15 protein-coding genes are annotated in these 19,920 nt (G+C 45.2%); 2 read left to right on the forward strand and 13 right to left on the reverse strand.

Going from position 1 to position 19,920, the window contains the following annotated elements; translation table 11 throughout:
* Positions 1–27 precede the first annotated feature (27 nt).
* The 5 genes from AC6R16_RS04280 to AC6R16_RS04300 form a co-directional block, all read right to left on the reverse strand.
* The gene (locus tag AC6R16_RS04280) at positions 28–2,142 is read right to left on the reverse strand and encodes an alpha-galactosidase (protein ID WP_500639394.1); all 2,115 of its coding nucleotides are present in this window, start codon (positions 2,140–2,142) and stop codon (positions 28–30) included.
* A gap of 12 nt (positions 2,143–2,154) precedes the next feature.
* A complete protein-coding gene (locus AC6R16_RS04285) occupies positions 2,155–5,256 on the reverse strand; it encodes a beta-galactosidase (RefSeq protein WP_500673697.1) in 3,102 nt (1,033 codons plus the stop codon).
* A gap of 161 nt (positions 5,257–5,417) precedes the next feature.
* Positions 5,418–6,644: an ABC transporter substrate-binding protein gene (locus AC6R16_RS04290; RefSeq protein WP_500673698.1), complete on the reverse strand. Its 1,227-nt coding sequence runs from the start codon at positions 6,642–6,644 to the stop codon at positions 5,418–5,420.
* A gap of 110 nt (positions 6,645–6,754) precedes the next feature.
* Entirely contained in the window at positions 6,755–7,606 is an 852-nt protein-coding gene (locus tag AC6R16_RS04295; protein ID WP_500639391.1) for a carbohydrate ABC transporter permease, read from the reverse strand.
* Positions 7,606–8,418 (reverse strand): carbohydrate ABC transporter permease, encoded by an 813-nt coding sequence (locus AC6R16_RS04300; RefSeq protein WP_417801472.1) that lies wholly within the window; start codon positions 8,416–8,418, stop codon positions 7,606–7,608. Before AC6R16_RS04300 ends, AC6R16_RS04295 begins: the two co-directional genes overlap by 1 nt.
* 451 nt (positions 8,419–8,869) lie before the next feature.
* Here AC6R16_RS04300 and AC6R16_RS04305 point away from each other — a divergent pair, with 451 nt between their 5' ends.
* Positions 8,870–9,952 carry an ABC transporter ATP-binding protein gene (locus AC6R16_RS04305; RefSeq protein WP_500639390.1) on the forward strand — a complete coding sequence of 361 codons (1,083 nt, stop codon included), beginning with the start codon at positions 8,870–8,872 and terminating at the stop codon, positions 9,950–9,952.
* 41 nt (positions 9,953–9,993) lie between these two features.
* On the opposite strand, the gene AC6R16_RS04310 is transcribed toward AC6R16_RS04305, so the two are convergent.
* Positions 9,994–10,902 (reverse strand): LysR family transcriptional regulator, encoded by a 909-nt coding sequence (locus tag AC6R16_RS04310; protein WP_500639389.1) that lies wholly within the window; start codon positions 10,900–10,902, stop codon positions 9,994–9,996.
* A 123-nt stretch (positions 10,903–11,025) separates the two neighbouring features.
* Here AC6R16_RS04310 and chrA point away from each other — a divergent pair, with 123 nt between their 5' ends.
* Positions 11,026–12,171, forward strand: coding sequence for a chromate efflux transporter (gene chrA / locus AC6R16_RS04315; protein WP_500673699.1), 1,146 nt, complete (start codon positions 11,026–11,028; stop codon positions 12,169–12,171).
* A gap of 50 nt (positions 12,172–12,221) precedes the next feature.
* On the opposite strand, the gene AC6R16_RS04320 is transcribed toward chrA, so the two are convergent.
* The 7 genes from AC6R16_RS04320 to AC6R16_RS04350 all read right to left on the reverse strand — a co-directional run bounded on the left by AC6R16_RS04320 (position 12,222) and on the right by AC6R16_RS04350 (position 19,916).
* A complete protein-coding gene (locus AC6R16_RS04320; protein ID WP_500639387.1) occupies positions 12,222–13,229 on the reverse strand; it encodes a tetratricopeptide repeat protein in 1,008 nt (335 codons plus the stop codon).
* A gap of 9 nt (positions 13,230–13,238) precedes the next feature.
* Positions 13,239–14,183, reverse strand: coding sequence for a type II secretion system F family protein (locus AC6R16_RS04325; protein WP_500673700.1), 945 nt, complete (start codon positions 14,181–14,183; stop codon positions 13,239–13,241).
* Between the two features lie 2 nt (positions 14,184–14,185).
* Positions 14,186–15,154, reverse strand: coding sequence for a type II secretion system F family protein (locus AC6R16_RS04330; RefSeq protein ID WP_239826446.1), 969 nt, complete (start codon positions 15,152–15,154; stop codon positions 14,186–14,188).
* A gap of 9 nt (positions 15,155–15,163) precedes the next feature.
* Positions 15,164–16,636, reverse strand: a complete 1,473-nt coding sequence (locus AC6R16_RS04335) for a TadA family conjugal transfer-associated ATPase (protein WP_500639385.1) — start codon at positions 16,634–16,636, stop codon at positions 15,164–15,166.
* Positions 16,637–16,665: 29 nt separating this feature from the next.
* Positions 16,666–17,889, reverse strand: coding sequence for an AAA family ATPase (locus tag AC6R16_RS04340; protein ID WP_500639384.1), 1,224 nt, complete (start codon positions 17,887–17,889; stop codon positions 16,666–16,668).
* 273 nt (positions 17,890–18,162) lie between these two features.
* Positions 18,163–18,435: a hypothetical protein gene (locus AC6R16_RS04345; RefSeq protein WP_486794578.1), complete on the reverse strand. Its 273-nt coding sequence runs from the start codon at positions 18,433–18,435 to the stop codon at positions 18,163–18,165.
* An 8-nt stretch (positions 18,436–18,443) separates the two neighbouring features.
* Positions 18,444–19,916, reverse strand: a complete 1,473-nt coding sequence (locus tag AC6R16_RS04350; protein ID WP_500639383.1) for a type II and III secretion system protein family protein — start codon at positions 19,914–19,916, stop codon at positions 18,444–18,446.
* Positions 19,917–19,920: the final 4 nt, after the last annotated feature.

Consider the following 19,920-nt stretch of genomic DNA (forward strand, 5'->3'; position numbering starts at 1 on the left):
TACCAAGCCAACTTGGTACCCCTTTCGCTAAACGGCTTCAATACTTAGCAGTAAACAAGCTTCTGGGTCTAAGATAGGTAAACTGAGTCCAAGTGTTGCTAACCAATCGCCACTCACGACTATAGGTTCCCCTTCCCACCAGCCATCACTTGGTTTCATCAATTGCGCGCTTAATTGTGGATAGTCGACTAACGTGACTTTGTAATCTCGTGCACGATCAAGGTGCTCCAAGATAAGTGGTTCTGGAAGTGCATAGTCCGGCATCGCTTTTTGGCACACAGTGATTAACGTTTGTTGAGCTTTTGTCACCCCATAGACCAAACGAGTATCATCAGCACTATCTAGATAGAACGCCTCACCACTATGAAGCAACTCGCGATAGTGTTTATGCAGAGCAATGTACTTAGCAAAAGCTTGCTTCTCTTGTTCACTTTCTTTAACTGGGTCGAGCTCCACCCCCATATGACCACTCAACGCCGTTAAACCACGTAGGTTGATATCATGGGTTCGTCTTGTCGTGTGACTATGATAGGGCCCGATATGAGCGCCCATCACTTCTGGAGGGAAAAAGATCCCCATGTTCTTTTGGATAGTTTGACGCTCTAACGCATCATTACAGTCTGAAGTCCAGAAACGGCACGTGCGCTTTAGGATCTCATAATCAATTCGCCCACCACCTGATGAACATGACTCAATTTCGACCTCGGGATGCACCGCGACCAACTTATCAATCAATCGGTATAAAGCCTGAGTTTGCCCGTGTACCGCGCCTTTGCCTTGATGAGTAGCTTGAACTAGCTCTCGGTTCATGTCCCACTTTACGTATCCAATATTGTGCTCACGTAGCAAGTCATCCAGACAGTTAAACAGGTAATCAAAGCAATCTTGGTTTTGCAGGTTTAGGACATATTGATAACGCCCTGTCGGCTGCGCGTAGCCCTCAGCGGCTAGCAACCATTCTGGGTGAGCACGAAACAGGTCTGAATCAGGATTGACCATTTCAGGTTCAACCCAAATGCCAAACTCCATCCCAAGCGCGTTAACGTGTTCAATAACAGGAGTTAAACCGTTAGGGTATTTTGTCGCATCAAGCGTCCAATCACCCAGAGACGACTTATCATCATTGCGGCCTTTAAACCAACCATCATCAATAATAAATCGTTCGACACCAATGCTCGCTGCTTGGGTCGCCATTTCACAAATATACTCTGGGTCATGGTCAAAGTAGATACCTTCCCAAGTATTGAGATGAACAGGGCGTACCTTAGCCTGATCAAACGATATTACCTGCTCACGTACATAGCGGTGACTCACATTACGAATACCATTAATACCTTTTGGACTATAGGTAGCCAAAAGCTCTGGTGTGGTATAGCTCTCCCCTTGCGGTAAAATCACTTCACCCGGAATTAGCCACTCTCCTGCCTGTAGCAATCGGCGGCCATCACTTTTCACATCGGCGCGCCACTGATGGTTTCCGCTCCACGCAAGATGAAAGCCCCATACTTCGCCTGTTTGATCACTAAAACCCGACGACCCCAATAAACAGCCTGGAAAGTACTCATGAGATGTACGGCCCCGACGGTTTTCGATCACCCATGAACCATGCGCTATTGACTGGCGCTGCGCCTGAAACTCACGGCTCCAACGACCATGATAACTTTCCAGCTCTGACGCTCGGTATGGAACTGGAAGTGTCAAAGCCAGTTTATTTAAGGTGTAATCTTCTGCAGCTAAATTGGTGAGTGTTAATTGCTTACTCAAGACGCCGGATTTATCCAGTTTAAGGTGTATCGCTAATGCGAGTTGAGTTTGTTGGTCTTGGCACACGATATCCACTTGGCTACCTGATTGTGTGTGCGAGACATAATCTAGCCTTGGCATACTCGCCAAGCCTTTGCGATGACCTTCTATGCCTGACGAGCCAAAATTGCCACGCCCTAATTCAGGACAAAGAGTTAAAGGAACATCATGATCCAAACGCGCTTGAGGCACAGCACGCTGCTGACTGCTCATCAGATTGGCGAACTGTGTGTCGTTAATCTGTGCAATGTTTTTGCCCCAATAAATGATTTCAGGTGCCGGTGACAGTTTGATCACCACTGAGACATGCTCGCTATGGAGCTGAACAAATGGGTTCATTTCGTTATTCCTTTAAAAGCTCAAGGCCACTTGGTAGCGGTAGCGTCGATCATTCAGTAAGTACTCTTTGTGTACGCTTGGGGTCCAAGAATCATCGCCACCGACTCCCATATGGAAACCATCAATCCGAACAAAAATAGTGTCTTGCTTCATCAGTTCATTGGTGTGTTTTGCCATCGCGAGGTTAGCTTGACTAAACTCACTCACCGCAAAATGGAAGTCACCTCGAACGCTCAGTTCGCCAATCTGTGCTTCTAACACATCGCAGCGTAGACCGTTTTCTGAAGGGAAGATGTAATCGGTGTGCATCTGCCTAACGGAGGATTGATAACGACCTATATGCGCCGATTCTTTTCTATCAGGATAATTCTCGTGAGGCCCGCGACCAAACCAGCTCACAGGCTCTTGGTGCTCGCTCACTCCATGATCATATAGTGATAACTCAAGACCAATCCGAGGTAGTGGCGCAAGGCCATTGGCCAATTCAACATCGACATCGATAGTCACTTCACCATCTTGAGTCACCAGATAACGCCACGTGGATACAATCAGGACTCTACCCTGTTGAAGATAAGCCGATTTGGTGATGACTTGTAAGCCAGATTTGGTTTCATTCCATTCAAAATCAATCGCTTCACGCTCTAAGGAGTCTAACCCTATCGACTGCCAGCGAGCGAACCAAGAATTGGGGTCTAACCTGTCTGCCTCACTGGTGCCTATATCATTATCGAGCGGCGCGCGATAAAAGTTATCCATGATTGGCTGGGTAAGCTTTTCGTTGTCATTGACCTTCCAGCTCGAAATCGCACCAAGGCATTTGTCGAACTCAAGCGCAAAAAGATCACTGTAGACCAAAAGCTTTTCTGGGCTATCAGAGATGTTCGCTTGCCAAGTTGGTTTCGCCTCAGGCAGCACCAACTCTGGCTCTGGGCTCAGTTCAAACTGTTCAGTGGCAGTAACATGCCCAGCTTCAGACCATGGAGTCGCTTTGCTCAGTACCACAGTTAAATTCAAGTGATATCGAGCGCCTGATTTTTCACGCAAAGCGGTATTTTCTAGTACCAATTCGGTGCTTTGCTGCGCTTCTAAAACAAGCTCTGCTTCACCTTCATCCACTACAATGCCATCTTCAAGAATCTGCCACTGCAGGCTTTCTCCTTGGCTTGAAGTGAATAAGTTTTCGCTGGTCATTTTCACCGTTAAAGGGGCTTGCTCTACTAGACTGAACTGGTAGAACTGCTGAGCTTTTTTCACTTCATGTAGAGTGGGATGCACACTACGATCTGGGAATATCAACCCATTGATACAGAACTGGCGATCATTAATCTCGTCACCAAAGTCCCCACCATAAGCCCAATATTGATTACCTTGCTCGTCGACCTTGGTCAGTCCTTGGTCAACCCAATCCCAAATAAAGCCACCTTGTAGGCGCGGATGATCGCGAAACGCCTGCCAATACTCGCTGAAACTGCCTAAGCTATTTCCCATCGCATGCGCGTATTCACACAATATCAGCGGGCGTTGCTCATCAGGCAGCGCGATAGACTTTTTAATTCCAACTCTTGGCGTCACATGAGGTTGATGAGCAACGACAGGTAAATCCCAATCTACTCTGGCGTACATTGGGCAAATAATATCAGTGGCAGCTGTCATTGCACCGCCACCTTCATACTGAATAGGCCGTGATGGGTCACGCTGCTTCACCCATTGGTACATTGCATGATGGTTATTGCCTATCCCTGACTCATTACCTAACGACCAGATAATGATAGAAGGATGGTTTTTATCGCGTTCAACTAAGCGCGTTATTCTGCGCATGTAAGCATTGAGCCACTCACTGTCATCGGATAGACGACACATCGGAAACTGACCATGAGTTTCGATATTGGCTTCATCGACCAGATAAAGCCCATATTCATCACAGAGCTGATACCACATCGGGTGATTGGGGTAATGGGCAGTGCGCACTGCATTAAAGTTGTTTTGCTTAAGCAATTTGATGTCGCGAATCATATCTTCGCGCGTCATCACATGACCAAGTTCGGGATGGTGCTCATGACGATTAACACCGCGAATCAGCAACGGTTTACCATTGAGTTTTAGCTGACCTTGGCTGATTTCGACGTGTCTAAAGCCGACATCATAGCTCTCACAATCCACCAGCGAACCTTGCTCATCAATTAAACTGACCACCACTCGATACAGTGCTGGCGACTCTGCGCTCCATAGCTCTGGCGCTTGAATCGATAGATTGTGATTAACTTTATCGCACCAAGGCCCCTTCTCATCGGCAAACTCCAGACCTGCTTGAGAGCTCTGCTGAGCAACCATTTGCTGCTGGGCATCAAACAAGCTGACACATACCTGATAGGGGAGGTTCTTTTTCGATAGCGTCGTTACCACTTTTAGCTCAGCATCGCGATAAGCCTTATCTAGCTGCGTGACGACTTGGACATCTTTGATATGAATGGCAGGTTTCGTTAACAGGGTAACATCACGAAAGATACCGCTTAGCCACCACATATCTTGGTCTTCAAGGTATGATCCGTCACTCCAACGCATCACCGTGACTGTGAGTTGATTTTCACCATCGATGAGAAAGTCTGACAGGTCGAATTCCGCCGCAAGTCTTGAGTCTTGTGAGTAACCTACCCATTGGTCGTTACACCATAGATGGAAAGCACTATTTACCCCATCAAAGGTGACCGTTGTTTGCCCTTGCTGTGGCGCAAACAGGAAACGAGTTCGGTAAACACCCGTTGGATTATCTTCAGGAACTTTTGGTGGCGTATCCGCAAATGGATACTTTACGTTGGTGTAGATTGGTTTATCAAAGCCTTGCAGTTGCCAGTTACTCGGTACCGCTATTTGACTCCAGTTGCTGTCATCAAAACTCTTACTCACACATTCAGCCGGCACATTGTCTGGTCTATTGAACAGCGCAAACTGCCACTGACCGTTCAAGCTAAGTTGATTGCTTGAAGGTGTTTTATTCAGTGCGTTTTGTTCGCTTGAATAAGCATGAAGAGGCGCGTGCGCAGGCATCACATTGTGGTGAACCACATGCTGATTTTCCCATTCGCGCGCCGCTATGACTTGGGTAAAAGTTCTCATCACAGCACCCTTTAGATAAGAGGAAAAAAAGCGCCCCTTGTTGGTAAGGAAACGCTCAAGATTGGACACATCAATCTCATCTCGATTGATGTCCTCCTCTGCTTATCGCTGGCATGGTAAACAGGGAACGACAACAATAAACAAAGGAAGAACAGTTTGATTTATTTAAAAGTACGCTTACGAACTTTTTCTAGCTTCTTCAGAAGCTTATCGAGACGCTCAGGCTTAACCATAAACTCTTGGAAACCTTTCATGCCTTCTTTGGCCATGGCAGGATCCGTATCGCGATCATAGAACTGAGCAGTACCTTCAGCAGACGCTAGCATAGCAACACCCTTGTTAAGGAACGGGTCGTCAGCCGCTTGCGCTTTGTTGTTGGTGGGGATCTGTAGGATAGATTCGTTAATTAACTGCTGAATCTCAGCCTGTGCGACAAACTCAAGGAATTTACGCGCGTCAGCTTTATTTTTCGCCTTGCTTGGAATATGAATCGTATCCATTGGCGCATCTTCAGCGACTGGTACTGCAGGGTCGATGACAGGGAACTGGAAGAAGCCCATGTTATCTTTCATCTCTGCTGGGAAGTTTGGTGTGATGAAGTTACCAATCAGGTACATCGCCGCCTGACCGTTATATAGGAATGGCTGCGCTTCCTGCCATGAGTACGACGCGTGGTTTTCTAGGAAGTAGCCCGGCTCAACAAGTTCTGCCCAGTTAGCAAAAGTTTTCTTAACACGCTCATCGGTGTAAGGAATTTTGCCGTCCATTAGATCGATATGGAAAGCTAAACCATTAGTACGTAGGTTGATGTAATCGAACCAACCTGCTGCTGTCCAAAGGTACTTTGTACCGATAGCAAACGGCGCGACTTTATTTTGTTTAAGCGTTGCAGAGGCAGCTTTTAGCTCTTCCCAAGTTTTAGGCTCTGCAATGCCATATTTTTCGAACAGGTCTTTGCGGTAGTAAACGCCCCATTGGTAGTAAGTGTAAGGCACACCATATTGCTTACCATTGACCGTCATCGCTGGCGCTGCCGCAGCAAAGTCCTGAGTCATGTTGTTTTCTGCCCAGATATCACTCACATCTTCAAAAAGACCACGATCTACGAACGTTTTCATACGGTTGCCCGCATACCAGAACACGACATCTGGTGGCGATGTCACCAACCAGTTACGAATCGTCGTCTTGTAGGCTTCTTTATCGTAAAGGTTGTACTCAACTGTAATGTCTGGGTTCTCTGCCTCAAAGCGCTTCACAATCTCTTGCCAAGCAGCTTTAGGAGCTGGGTCCGCTTGGTCAGAGTTAATGACCAATGTGCCCGCCCATGCGGTGGTAGATAATGTTGCCCCGAGAATTGCGGAAGCAGCAAGATGTTTCACGTATTTCATATTCAGGTCCTTGTTAGTGAGCTTATGCTCATGGGTCCAATTGTTATATTTATTTACTGCATAAAAGAGCTAGCCAACCTGTGAGGGATAAAGTTGGCTTGCTGCGAAAACTAACCTTTTGTCGCGCCGAGTGTTAAACCTGCGATAAAATGGCGCTGCATGGTAAAGAACAACACAACAGGTGGAATCGCCGCGACGATGGCGCCAGCAGAGATAAACTGCCAAGATGCTAGCCACTGGCCTTTGAGTGAGCTTAGGCCCGCGGTAACCGGACGCACTTCATCGCTCTGCACCAGAACCAATGCCCAGAAGTAGTCATTCCAGATAAAAGTGAATACAAGTACCGCGAGCGCAGCCAATGCTGGGCGCACGAGTGGTAATACGACATGCCAGAAGATCTTCCATTCGGTTACCCCTTCAACACGCGCAGCTTCGATCAAGGCATCTGGAATTCCGACAATAAAGTTACGCATGAACAGAGTACAAAAACCGGCTTGGAACGCGACGTGGAAGAAAATCAGCGCCCAGTGGGTATCGTATAAACCAAAGCTGATCGTTAGGTCACGTACCGGAATCATTAGAATCTGGAAAGGCACAAAGTTGCCCGCAATAAACATCGCAAAAATCCAGATATTGGCTTTGAACTTGTATTTAGCTAACGCAAATCCTGCCAAAGTAGATAGAGTCACTGCTCCAGCGACAGCCGGTAAGGTAATCAATAAACTGTTAATCAGATACTGGCCCATAGACGTCGAGGTAAACACCTGAGTGTAGTTTTCCACGAACTGGAATTCACTCGGCCAACCCCAGTAGTTACCAGTGTTGATATCTTCAATGCCGCGGATTGAGGTCATCATTACGGCGATCAAAGGCAATAACCACATCACAATAGAAATTGGCAATGCCACGCGATAGCTAATGTTGGTAAAGCGTCCTGCTTTTTGAATCGGTTGTGGGTACATTATTTTTCACTCCTCAACATACGCCATAAGAAGTAAGCGATATACACGTCCATGATGAGGAACAACACAACAGAAACCGATGCGCCATAACCCATTCGATAGTTAAAGATCGACTCTTCATACATTTGATAAGCCAGTACCGTCGAGCTGCCCCAAGGACCACCTGCTGTCATGGTTGCGACTAAGTCAAAAGAACGCAGAGCGCCAATCACGGTCACAACGATGGCAATAAACGTCGCCGGGCGTAGCTGAGGGATCACCACGTACCAAAGCATGCGCCATTTTTTCGCCCCATCAAGACGCGCGGCTTCAATTTGCTCTGGGTCGAGGTTGTTCAAACCTGTGAGGTACAAAATCATGCAGTAAGAGATTTGCGGCCATAGACCGGCAGCAATGATGCCGTAGGTAACGTAGTCTTCATTGGCAAGAATCGAAATTGGCTCTACACCAAATGACCCCAGCACCATGTTAAACAGGCCAAACGACGGATCGTAAAACCACGCGAACACCAAACCGACCACTACTTGTGAAATAACAAAAGGGAAGAAGAAAAGTGACTTCACCACGCGGATTCCTTTTACCTGCTGGTTAAGGAATAGAGCGATAGCAAGACCGATTGGTGGGGCTAACATAAAGAAGACTAGCCACAAGGTATTGTTCTTAAGAGAGGTATAGAAAGCTTCAGAGTCAAACAACTCGCGATAGTTATCTAAACCTACCCATACCTTCTCACCTAAACCATCCCACTCGTAAAAACTAAGCCAGATACTGTCTAGAATTGGATAGATGACATAAATAGCGAAGATCGCCATTGCTGGGGCTAAAAATAACCACGGTGAGAGCTTTGCGCTTACCCTTGCTTTACGCCTTGCGGAAGGAAGACGATTTTCTGGGTATATCGTTTTCACAGATTGCTCCATTTTGTGTGACTCCTTGTCACATCTTCCGGTTTATGAACGTTTCAAACACTTTAGTAAAAGTAGAAGAAAAGTGACCAAAAGATGAAGTTTTATCTAATCTACACTCATATATTAATAACTCTGATGATTTAATACACACTAACAAATCAATTTTGTAAACGTTTCCACAAAAATGGTCAATTTTCGTAAAATAACCATGATCGTGATCAACTATTCCTTGTTAGCAGGTAACAAAAATCTATGAAACGCGTATGTTTTATAAACAAAGCGAAACTAACGGTGATTTATCGCTCATAATTCGCTCATCAAACGAGTTTTTTGCGCCATAAGGCAAGGAGTAGATATGGCTGACATCAGCTTAAAACAGGTCATCAAGCGTTTTGGTGATGTGCAAACCATTCATGGTGTCGATCTAGAAATAGAGAATGGTGAATTTGTTGTCTTCGTTGGCCCATCGGGCTGCGGTAAATCGACGCTATTACGACTTGTTGCAGGCCTTGAAGAGATCTCTGACGGTGAAATTCATATCGATAACCAACTGGTGAACGATATTGATCCTGCCGAACGGGGCGTTGCTATGGTGTTCCAATCTTATGCTCTCTACCCACATATGACCGTAGAAGAGAACATGGGCTTTGGCTTGAAGATGAATGGCCACCCGAAAGAGCAGATCGAAAAACAAGTCCATAGCGCCGCAAAAACGCTGCAACTTGATCATCTACTAAAGCGTAAGCCAAAAGAGCTGTCTGGTGGTCAGCGCCAACGTGTTGCTATTGGTCGTGCCATTGTACGCAACCCGAAAGTGTTCTTATTTGATGAGCCTTTGTCTAACCTTGATGCCGAACTGCGAGTAGATATGCGTTTGCAGATTGCCAAGCTGCATCAAGATCTGCAAAACACTATGATCTATGTGACTCACGATCAGGTCGAAGCAATGACGTTGGCAGATAAGATCGTGGTGCTGCGCGATGGGCGTGTTGAGCAAGTGGGTTCACCCCTTGAGCTTTACCATAACCCACAAAATGAATTTGTGGCGGGCTTTATTGGCTCACCTAAGATGAACTTCATCCCGACAAAAATTGAGTCTTCGAACGAGCAAGGCTTGAAGCTTGTCAGCGAAGATGGTTCATTGTTTACCTTGCCTGCCGTGGAACAAGACCTAGCAGCAGGCGATACTCTTACTCTAGGTATTCGCCCTGAGCATTTGGAAATTGACCTTTCCGGTGATGTGCACCTTAACTTCCAAAGTGAGGTCGTTGAGCGCTTGGGTAATAGTACTTACATGTTCGGCCAATCATGTGGTGTCGATGGCTTCAAAGTTCATCTGCCCGGTGACCAAGAGGTGTCTAAGTTCCAGCAAATGGAGCTAAGCTGCAAAGCATCAGATTGCCACCTATTTGATGCTAATGGCCTGCGGGTCGAATAAACCGATCAAAGATGTCAAAGTGGCTGAGAGAACTTCAGCCACTAATTGACGACTGAAGCCACTACCCTTCTTATCCAAATACTTTTCTCTTCATACTGATTCGCCTTTAAGAACAGTAAGCGAATATCAAAGTCTGGAATCTCTATTGGGCTCGAAATAGCTTGCAGACCATGGCTGTACATTTCCATCTCGGCAAAACGTTTGGGCACAATACATAACAGCTCTCGCCCGAGTAACAAACGTCGAATCGTTAGAAAGTTTCGCGACGCTACCCCAACTCTGCGTTCATAACCTAACTTAGCGAGGCGCTTATCAACCTGAGTTTGTAAGCTACCATCTGGACTAACGAGCGCATGCTCATAGCCCACAAAGTCTTCAAGGCTCATCGGTTCATTCGTGGTCACGGAGTGAGGATCAAACAAACAGAGATGTTGCTCGGTATAGAGGTGCTCAGAGAGGAAACGACGGTTAAGGTTTTCAATGCTACCAATCACGACGTCCAAACCTTCGCTCTCTGCAATCTCAACATAGTTGCTGCGGTTGACGTTGAAAAAGCTTACTTGCGAGTTGGGTGACTGCTGCTTGATCGCATCATACAGGGCTGGGGCAAAAAGCTGCTCTGCATAATCAGTTAAACCTATTTTCCACACTCCCGAATAGCCATTGGCTGTGAAATGCTTCTTAACTAGCAAGTCGTTCTTGATACTGCCCAACAACCTGTCGATTGTCGGAGCTATCTCCTGAGCATGTTGCGTGGGCTCCATTTTCGCTCCAACCCTCTCAAACAGAGGATCATCAAACAGCACACGCATTCTTTGTAAGGTGTGGCTCATTGCCGACTGGCTAACAAAGCACTGCTCTGCGGCCGCACTGACACTGTTGGTCTGAAACAAGGCTTGAAAAGCCACCAGCAAATTGAGGTCGACCCCTTTCCAATTAAACTCTTTCAATCACCCAATCCCATTTGATTCATAGTTTGTATTAAGACTATCAATTTGAGTCATTTTAGTTCATTGCGTACATTATTGGCACTATTTAAGGTCTATTAACCTAGCAAAAGAGTAAACCTAACCATGCTGTCGATTTTTAAAACCTTCTTTATGCTTGGCTGGATTAGCTTTGGCGGTCCTGCAGCGCATATTGGCTATTTCAGAAATACCTTTGTTGAAAAGCTCAACTGGCTAGATGACAAAGAGTACGCGCAAATTGTTGCGCTGAGCCAGTTCTTACCCGGCCCAGGTTCGAGCCAAGTAGGCTTTGCCTTAGGTTACAAACGTGGTGGTCTTGGCGGTGCGTGTATGGCGTTTATCGGCTTTACCTTACCGTCTGTCATCATTATGTTGGCGCTCGCAGTGCTGAGTAGCCAACTCACAGAGGCGAGTGCGTTCCAAAATATTGTCCATGGTTTAAAACTGCTCGCGGTTGTAGTGGTTGCCGATGCCACTTGGGGAATGTACAAAAACTTCTGTAAAGAGAAGCTATCTGTCGCATTGTGTTTAATGACGGCTGTAGCGCTATTACTTTTACCTGGTATTGCGACCCAAATGGGCGTGTTGATTGTCGCGGCCTTAATCGGCGTGAAATGTCTGGGGAATGACGACGCGCAGAGCACCCGCAAATTTGAGCCTTCTATTGCCCCTCTCGCCCTGTTTGTTGCTTTACTTGTTGGGCTGCCGTTTTCGGCGCAAGCATTGCCTGCACTTGGGCTATTCAATGACTTTTTCCAAGCGGGCAGTTTAGTCTTCGGTGGCGGTCATGTGGTTCTGCCACTGCTACAAAACATCGTCGGTGATCAGCTAAGCCAAGATGCTTTCCTTACTGGCTATGCAGCAGCGCAAGCGGTGCCTGGACCTATGTTTACCTTTGCGACTTACATAGGTTACGAGTTGATGCCTTCAGCTCCAATTGCGGGTGCATTGATAGCAACATTAGCGGTGTTCTTACCGGGCTTCTTGTTGCTACTTGGAGTACTAAAGAATTGGCAATCACTGGCTAAAAATCACAAAGTCTCTGGCGCTGTCAACGGAGTGAATGCTGCGGTCGTTGGTTTGCTGGTCGCTGCGTTATACCAACCGGTATTTACTAGCGCAGTAATCAATCCACTTGATATCTCGCTCGTTCTGGTCGGTTTCTATTTACTCAAGCAACAGAAGCTGCCGATTGTTTGGATGGTCGCCTTCTTTATGCTAGCGGGCTTAGCAACAGGCTACATCGCTTAGCCCAAAAGCACATAGAAATTAACAAGGGAGAGCCAGTGCTCTCCCTTTTTTTATTGCTCTTGTTTAGCTTTCTCTTCTCTAACCATGGCCAATGCTTTTTCTAGGTTCTCATTCGCAACTTTGTAGTAAGTCGATTTGGTATTAATCGCTTGTTGAAGGTAAGGGATTGCCTTATCAGGTTTACCTTGCAGGGTGAGAAAGTAGCCGACGTTATTTAACGCCTCAGACTTATCCATATGCTGTGAGAAAACATTAAGTGCCCGATTGATCTCACCTTTCCCTAGGTAAACAAGTGCCAAGTTATTCAGTGCTTTCTCGTTGTCAGGGTCTATATCGAGCGCCTGCAATACGAAACGCTGCGCCTTACGATAATCTCCAGACATATAGAATGAATAGCCGACATTGGTGAGAGTTTTGACCGACTCTGGCTCAATGCTTAAAGCCTGTTTGTAAAATGCCTGTGCTAACTCGTGCTGCTTATCTAAATCTGCCGCTACTCCTAACCCCATAAATGCGTACTCAGGTGAATGCTGGTCAACCTTAAGATTGGCAACAGATTTCACCGTCATCAAATCTTCACTTTCTAGCGTATCTCCATTATTGAACCTTAACTGGTCAGCATTGACCGCACGCAGGAAGTAACTGCGACCTTGCTCAATATCGCCATTACGACTATAAAGAATGCCTAGTTGTTCAAGGACTTTGATATTGTTGGGGTTCTCTTCAATAGCAATCAAGTAGGCCTTTTCTGCCAACGCCAAGTTGTTTCGCGACTGATGAATACGGCCAATATTAAACAGCGCCCTATCTCTGAATTGCCCGTTTTCAAACGCCAGCGAGCGAATATATTCATACAAAGCGAGATCAGAGTTGCCCGAACTCAAGGCAATATCACCGCGTTGAATCGCCTCTTTTTCAGTTTTCGGTGGTTCCTCTAATGAAAGCGTATCGATGGGCCGTCCGTCATACAGAGAGGTATCAAGAGATGGCTCCTTGCTCGCACACGCTGAAAGCAGCACAATGCTAGCTAACAGTACTAAATAACGTAATCCATTCATAACGAGTCCTTAATTCCCTAAGGTCGAAGTTAACGACAGCATTGAAGGGCCTATTGCGACAATAAAAAAGCAAGGCCAGATGAAAATTAGAAGCGGGAATATCATTTTAGTCGGTATTTTAGCCGCAATCTCTTCCACCTCTTGATTACGCTTATCACGGAAGTCTTCCGTATATTCACGCAAAGTTTGCGACAAGCTACCACCAATTCGAGAAGCATGAGACAGCATGGTAACAAGACCCGCAATCTCTTTTACACCTGTGCGTTCGACCAACTCACTAAAGGCATCAGACATTTCCACACCCGCTTTAATTTTTGCACAGACCGTATCAAGCTCATCAGCAAAATCAGGGTGAGAAATCATTAGCTCATCAGCCACCCGACGCAATGCCGCTCCAAAGCCTAAACCTGATTCTGTACAAACCACCAGCAGATCTAGCGCATCGGGCACCCCACCACGAATCAGAGACTGGCGTTTATCCACCATATAGTTGAGCGCGATATTAGGTGTATATAAACCAATAGCGACACTGACTATCATCAATAGGTTTAGCTGTGTTACTTCCGGCAAGAAAAAGAAAAGAAATGCGGCAACCGCTAAACCAAAAATGATTGATATACCTTTGAAAGCATAAAATATAGTAATCGCACTCGCATCATGGTAACCAGCATGCATTAATTTACTTCGAATACTCTCACTTTCCTTACTATTGGCAGGCTGCATTACTGGTGCCAATGACTCCAAAGTATTATCTAAACGACGGCTCTTCTTAAGTTTTTCGCTTCCTGTACTTTTGCGGATCTCTTTTAGTTTTAGAGTGATGGGGGATTTAGATCCCAATAAGAGCATAAAAAGAGTAAAGATGATCACCACTGTCGCAATGAGTATGAAAACTAAAAAAACAGTTTGTTCGTCTATTTGAAAAGCATTGAGTTGATTAATGAGGTCTTCCATAGTTACACCTCAAAGTTGATTATTTTTCTTATCCACATCGAGCCAATAAATAGACTCACTATGCCACCACTCACTAAATCTAACCCTCGTGGATCTCTGTAAAGTGGTTCCACATACTCAGGATTTATGAACGACATGAAAACAAACAAAATAAAGGGGGAAAGGACAAGTATCCATGCTGATAAACGACTTTCAGCCGACAAAGTTTTAATCTTACGCTGTAGCTTGAAACGAGAACGTAGCACCTTAGACACTTTCTCTAAGTTCTCAGAAAGGTTTCCTCCCGTTTCCTTTTGCAGAAGTACGGCACTAGAAAAAGCAAGCATGGAAACGGTGGGGGTACGCTCTGCCATCTGCATAATAGCCATGCGCATATCGTAACCATAATTAAGTAAGTTAAAGGTGTTTTTAAACTCTACTCCGATGGGTGCTGGCATTTCATTACCAACCTCGTTGAATGCCTGAGTGACTGGCTGACCAGCCTGAAGCATTCGGCGCATAATATCGAGCGCTTCAGGAAGCTGCTCCTCGAATGCCGCTAATCGATCTGAAATCTTTTTATTCAACCAGAAGTAGAGTATGAACCAAATACCAACAGCGGCGACAAGCCCAATGTAAATCGGTTGCTTGAATATTAAGGTCGTGACGAAGACTATCGTCGAAAATAAAAAAGTAACAGTAAGTGTTTGAGTAAGACTCCAGTCGTAACCTGACAGCTCTATCATTTTCTTTAAGGAAGAGAAAGTTTCAATCTTAACCAGTTTTCTATCAAGCGGAGTTAAGCTTTTAACGTAGTGCTCTTGTAACAAAGAGCGAGCTTCTTCATCGAGGCCAGCTTGAGACTCTTTCAGTCGCTGAGACAATTCTTTGTGCTTGGCTTTGCTACCAGCAGCAGGAAGTATCAATGCTTGGGAAATAAACACCACAGCAAAGAAAAGTAAAATAAAGAATAACGTCGCATCCTGCTGCATAACGCCCCCTTATAAGAATGTCTCATTAAAAATGTCGAATGGAAGGTGCATGCCTTTTTTCGATAGTTGGTCATGACATTGAGGTACGACTCCAGTCGCTGTGTAATAACCTCGAACATTACCTTCTTCATCCATCCCTTGGCGATTAAAACGGAACAGTTCAGACATGGTAATGATCTCGCCTTCCATGCCATTAATTTCACAAATGCTAACCATGCGCCGTTTGCCATCTTCTTGACGTTCCATTTGAACCACCAAATGAATCGCGGATGCTATCTGTGAGCGCAGGTTCTTGGCCGACATGTTCCACCCTGCCATGGCAAACATGTTTTCTACCCTTGAAAGTGCGTCTCGCGGCGTATTGGCGTGAATCGTCGCTAGAGATCCATCGTGACCGGTATTCATGGCCGCGAGCATATCAACCGCTTCAGCGCCACGCACCTCCCCAAGCACAATGCGATCAGGTCTCATCCGCAGTGAGTTTTTGACTAAATCTCGCTGTGTGATCTCTCCTTTACCTTCAAGGTTTGCAGGGCGAGTCTCTAGACGCACAACATGAGGCTGTTGCAACTGAAGCTCTGCCGAGTCTTCAATCGTCACGATACGATCATCTGACGGGATAAAGTTGGAAAAGATATTCAAAGTGGTGGTTTTACCTGAACCTGTACCACCCGAAATCAACACGTTCAAAGCACCGTTCACCGCCGCTTCGACAAATTGAGCCATCTCTGGAGAAAGCGAGTTGAAGTCAAGCAAGTTATCCATGTTGAGCTTTTCAACCGCAAAACGACGAATAGAGACGGAAGAACCATCTAAAGCTAATGGGGGAATGATCGCATTAACACGTGAACCGTCAGCCAAACGCGCATCGACCATAGGTGACGCTTCATCGATACGACGCCCCACCTGGCTTACAATGCGATCGATAATATTGCGCAAGTGTCGTTCATCAAGAAATGTATAAGGAGTAAGCTCAAGCTTACCGCGTCTTTCAACAAATACATGCTTGGGACCATTGACCAAAATATCAGAGACGGTCGCATCGTGAAGTAACGGTTCCAAAGGCCCAAGACCAAACACTTCGTCTTCAATCTGTTGGATAACACGTTTACGCCCTTCCGCACTCAACGCATGTGTCTGATCCTCAGCCATCAACTGAACGATGGCATCATGTAGATCAGCTTTTGCTCTTTCTGGTTCTAAACTTGCCAAAAGTCCAAGGTCTAATGTTTCAAGCAATCTTTGGTGGTAATAACGCTTTACTTCCTGCTCAAGCGTCAATTGCTTACGAGTCTCTTCTATGATCTTTTCTTTCGCCTCTGTCTCTAACATTTTCTGTTCTTTGAAAGAGTTAGATGGGGACGAGATGACTCCGGTCTGTGCATCTGAATCTGACGTTTTCGATAGATTGTCTTGTTGTTGCTCTACTGCATTCACTTTTTCTTGCAACTCAGGATTCAGATTTTTCCTTTTAAAAAACATAATCGCTCTCTGTCACTGTAAGTGAGAAGTTATGAGAATAACCGCTTAAACCAACCTTTTTTCTCTTCAGTCTGTGGGGAAATAGACTCTACAAAGCGGCTAATTGATTTCGAAATCGAACTGCTTTTTTTGGCTTCAATAAATGGACGACCTAAGTTGGCACTTTCTAATGCCACTTTGAACTCATTTGGAATGACATGAAGAGAAATATCACCAACAGTTCCTTTAATATCTTTGAGTCGAATGGACTGACGCTTCTCATAGCGGTTAATCACAATTTCTAGCTGTTCTTTGCTAATACCGAATTCAAACGACAATAGCTTGATCATTTGGGTGGTGTTTTTAATCGCGACTAAGTTTTGTTGCGCGATCAGGTAAACTTTGGTCGCAGGTGCCAACACAGGAGCAAATAGACGATCTAACCCTCGCGAAAGATCGACAATCACATAAGGATAATGTTCTCGCAGTAAGGGCATCAACTTATTTAAGTACTTGGCTTTTTCGTAGTTTTCATGGCTGTTCTCTCGTTTGAAAGAAAGAATATGCAAGCCACTGGAATGCTTAGTGACGAATGTGCCTAATGCGACCTCATCTAAATCGGAGACGTTGGCTAGAGCGTCAGTCATGCTATATGTTGGGTTTAAACTCAAGTAGTCATTCACCACACCAAATTGAAGATCTAAGTCGAGCAATAATACTTTTTCAGGATTTCGATTTGCCAATTTGATTGCAGAGTTAAGTGCTATTGTCGAAGCGCCAGAGCCACCTTTGGTATTCATAAACACCAATAGTTCACCCAAATTACGACTTGCCACTTTTTCTTCAGCAACATTTTTGAGTAGCGGTATTAGCTCTTCAATTTGCGCGGTATTCGACACGAAGTCTGCCGCCCCGATACGCAAAGAGATCTTCAATGCTCCATTGTCATTCTCATTGCCAAACACAATCAGTGACGCTTCATGATTATCACCATTAGATTCAGGCGCTTCATAGTTTTGCAGTTCGACAATTTTCTGCGCCCAGTTGGGACCCGTTTCAACGAAGATTAAGTCTGGCGGTGAAAAGTGGGCTAAATTAGCAACAACTAGCCCATGAAAAGAGATCATTTCGTAGCTGATGCTTTGGCATTTAGAAAGCTCGTGACTGATATGCAAATGAAAAGAGTCAGACGAGTAGAACACCCAAATCGTAAGATTGGTTTTTAATCTTAGCGGAGCACTTCCATTTGGCGTTATCTTCACAGCCTCTCCCATATTTGCCTCCTAGCAATTTGAACTACTACTGTTGCCATCCGATGTTCGGTGATGACCTAATTTTTCTCTCGGTCGAATCGTTTCAAACTCAGGAACAGCCAACACCCCTGTTAAGTTGATGAAACTCAATAACCCTGTGTATTGATAATTAAAAATCACCACTCTTGCTCTTACATAACTAATTGTAGGAAACACATCATCATCTGTCAGAGTTAACACACAACTAACGAATGTTTAAGCTGCACGTCTATCAGCAGGACGCGAGTTAAGTGTTCAACGTTTAGAACTATCACTTTCCAAAAACTGACTATCACTACCTGTTAGCTCTGCATCTTGTTTACCAGTATAAACTTGATAAGCACCTTCCATTCGTTCACCACTACCGGTCGGAATAACCCCTAAATTGTCCTGAGTTGCATTAGGGTTGTACGTTTGTTCTTTTGTCAGTTTCGCCACATGGCCACCCAACCGCTCTGCATTATTGACACACCCAAAGAGCAGTAGAGATAGAAAAATCACACCTGTAATTACTTTCGTATGTTTCATGTCGCCCCCTATAGACTGTGTCCAAATGTGCCTTCCGTACCACCTTTGGTATGGTCAACATATTCTGGCTCAGTGTTATCGTTTGGCTTAGCCGTGTTTGCAGGAGCTATATAAGCACCACGCCCAAGTAAGTAATATTCAAAGTCATTCGGCTCAACAAATGAATCGGTCGGAAGAGTTACACGGCGGCGGTCCACAGGTTTAGCTAATCGCGGAGTGACCAAAATAACTAATTCAGTTTCACCTGAAATGTACTCTTGACTATTGAACATCTGACCAAGGATAGGAATATCACTAAACCCCGGCATTTCATTAACGATGTCACGAACGTTTTCACTAATTAAGCCAGCAATACCGATTGTCTGACCATCGGCCATTTCCAATGTCGAAGATGCGCTACGACGGGTAATAGGTGGGATAATATAGGTGCTGTTAGTAAAGTTAGGGTCTAATACCAAAGATGACGTATTGGCGATTTCACTCACATCAATCGCCAAGTTAAGATTAATTTTCTGATCGCTTAACACCGTGGGGATAAACTTGAGACCAACACCATATTCCTTATAAGCAATGGTAATTCCATCCTTATCGGGTACCGGTATTGGGAACTCACCACCGGCTAAGAATTCAGCTTTAGCACCACTGAGCGCGGTTAAATTCGGCTCTGCCAAGACCTTGGCGGTTCCATTTTGTTTAGCAATATCTAACGCAAATGAGAAGAGGGTATTACTGTCAATAAAAGAGCCCAATAAGCCTGTCGTATCTATAGCGGGTGCGTTAAATACAGGAGTCACAGAGCCTGGACTTCCTGGCAATGTCGGTAAAGAACCGCCTGCTGACGTTCCTCCCCAAGAAAAATTGCCGCTTTGCTGCAAAAACTGAAAGTTTGCATCAAACTTACGCACTAGGCTTCTTTGCACTTCAGCAACGGTGACTTCAAGTAGCACTTGTTGCGCACCACCTATGGTCATTAGGTTAATCACTCCAGTTTGAGACGTTTGCTCACTCAAGGACTCTTTCGCTTCATCAGCCTCTTGCCCTACAGCGTAAGTCTCTGCGACTCGCAATGCGATATTCATTGCCGCTTGGTTACTGATTTGCCCACTTAGGATCAAACGATTCTGAGCACTGTGAACTTCGATCTGTTCATTAGGTAAAAACTCAAATAGTTTAGCTTTTAGGCTATTCAAGTCATGGGTGACTTCAATATTGATCGATTCAATCAACTGGCCTCGACTGTCCCAAGCCATCAAGTTGGTTGAGCCTAGTTTTTTACCAATTAAGAACACTTCGTTTGATTTAAGCATCACAATATCAAGCACTTCTGGGTCGCCTAAAGAAACGCGTTTTGCTTTACCCGCTAAAGTGACATGAGTTGATTTATGATGTGGCACCTTAACCACTTTTCCCGATTGAGTCGCGCTATGTACATGTAACGTACTCAATAAAAAAACACTTATTAGTATGATTATCTTACGCATAGCT

It is taken from the genome of Vibrio sp. R10-SG3-ISO10 (assembly GCF_059834185.1).

Bases quoted from the DNA above. Each gene is read 5' to 3' on its own strand.
- AC6R16_RS04280 (WP_500639394.1), bottom strand. From the start codon at position 2,142: ATGAACCCATTTGTTCAGCTCCATAGCGAGCATGTCTCAGTGGTGATC.
- AC6R16_RS04285 (WP_500673697.1), bottom strand. From the start codon at position 5,256: ATGAGAACTTTTACCCAAGTCATAGCGGCGCGCGAATGGGAAAATCAG.
- AC6R16_RS04290 (WP_500673698.1), bottom strand. From the start codon at position 6,644: ATGAAATACGTGAAACATCTTGCTGCTTCCGCAATTCTCGGGGCAACA.
- AC6R16_RS04295 (WP_500639391.1), bottom strand. From the start codon at position 7,606: ATGTACCCACAACCGATTCAAAAAGCAGGACGCTTTACCAACATTAGC.
- AC6R16_RS04300 (WP_417801472.1), bottom strand. From the start codon at position 8,418: ATGGCGATCTTCGCTATTTATGTCATCTATCCAATTCTAGACAGTATC.
- AC6R16_RS04305 (WP_500639390.1), top strand. From the start codon at position 8,870: ATGGCTGACATCAGCTTAAAACAGGTCATCAAGCGTTTTGGTGATGTG.
- chrA (WP_500673699.1), top strand. From the start codon at position 11,026: ATGCTGTCGATTTTTAAAACCTTCTTTATGCTTGGCTGGATTAGCTTT.
- AC6R16_RS04320 (WP_500639387.1), bottom strand. From the start codon at position 13,229: ATGAATGGATTACGTTATTTAGTACTGTTAGCTAGCATTGTGCTGCTT.
- AC6R16_RS04325 (WP_500673700.1), bottom strand. From the start codon at position 14,183: ATGGAAGACCTCATTAATCAACTCAATGCTTTTCAAATAGACGAACAA.
- AC6R16_RS04330 (WP_239826446.1), bottom strand. From the start codon at position 15,154: ATGCAGCAGGATGCGACGTTATTCTTTATTTTACTTTTCTTTGCTGTG.
- AC6R16_RS04335 (WP_500639385.1), bottom strand. From the start codon at position 16,636: ATGTTTTTTAAAAGGAAAAATCTGAATCCTGAGTTGCAAGAAAAAGTG.
- AC6R16_RS04340 (WP_500639384.1), bottom strand. From the start codon at position 17,889: ATGGGAGAGGCTGTGAAGATAACGCCAAATGGAAGTGCTCCGCTAAGA.
- AC6R16_RS04345 (WP_486794578.1), bottom strand. From the start codon at position 18,435: ATGAAACATACGAAAGTAATTACAGGTGTGATTTTTCTATCTCTACTG.
- AC6R16_RS04350 (WP_500639383.1), bottom strand. From the start codon at position 19,916: ATGCGTAAGATAATCATACTAATAAGTGTTTTTTTATTGAGTACGTTA.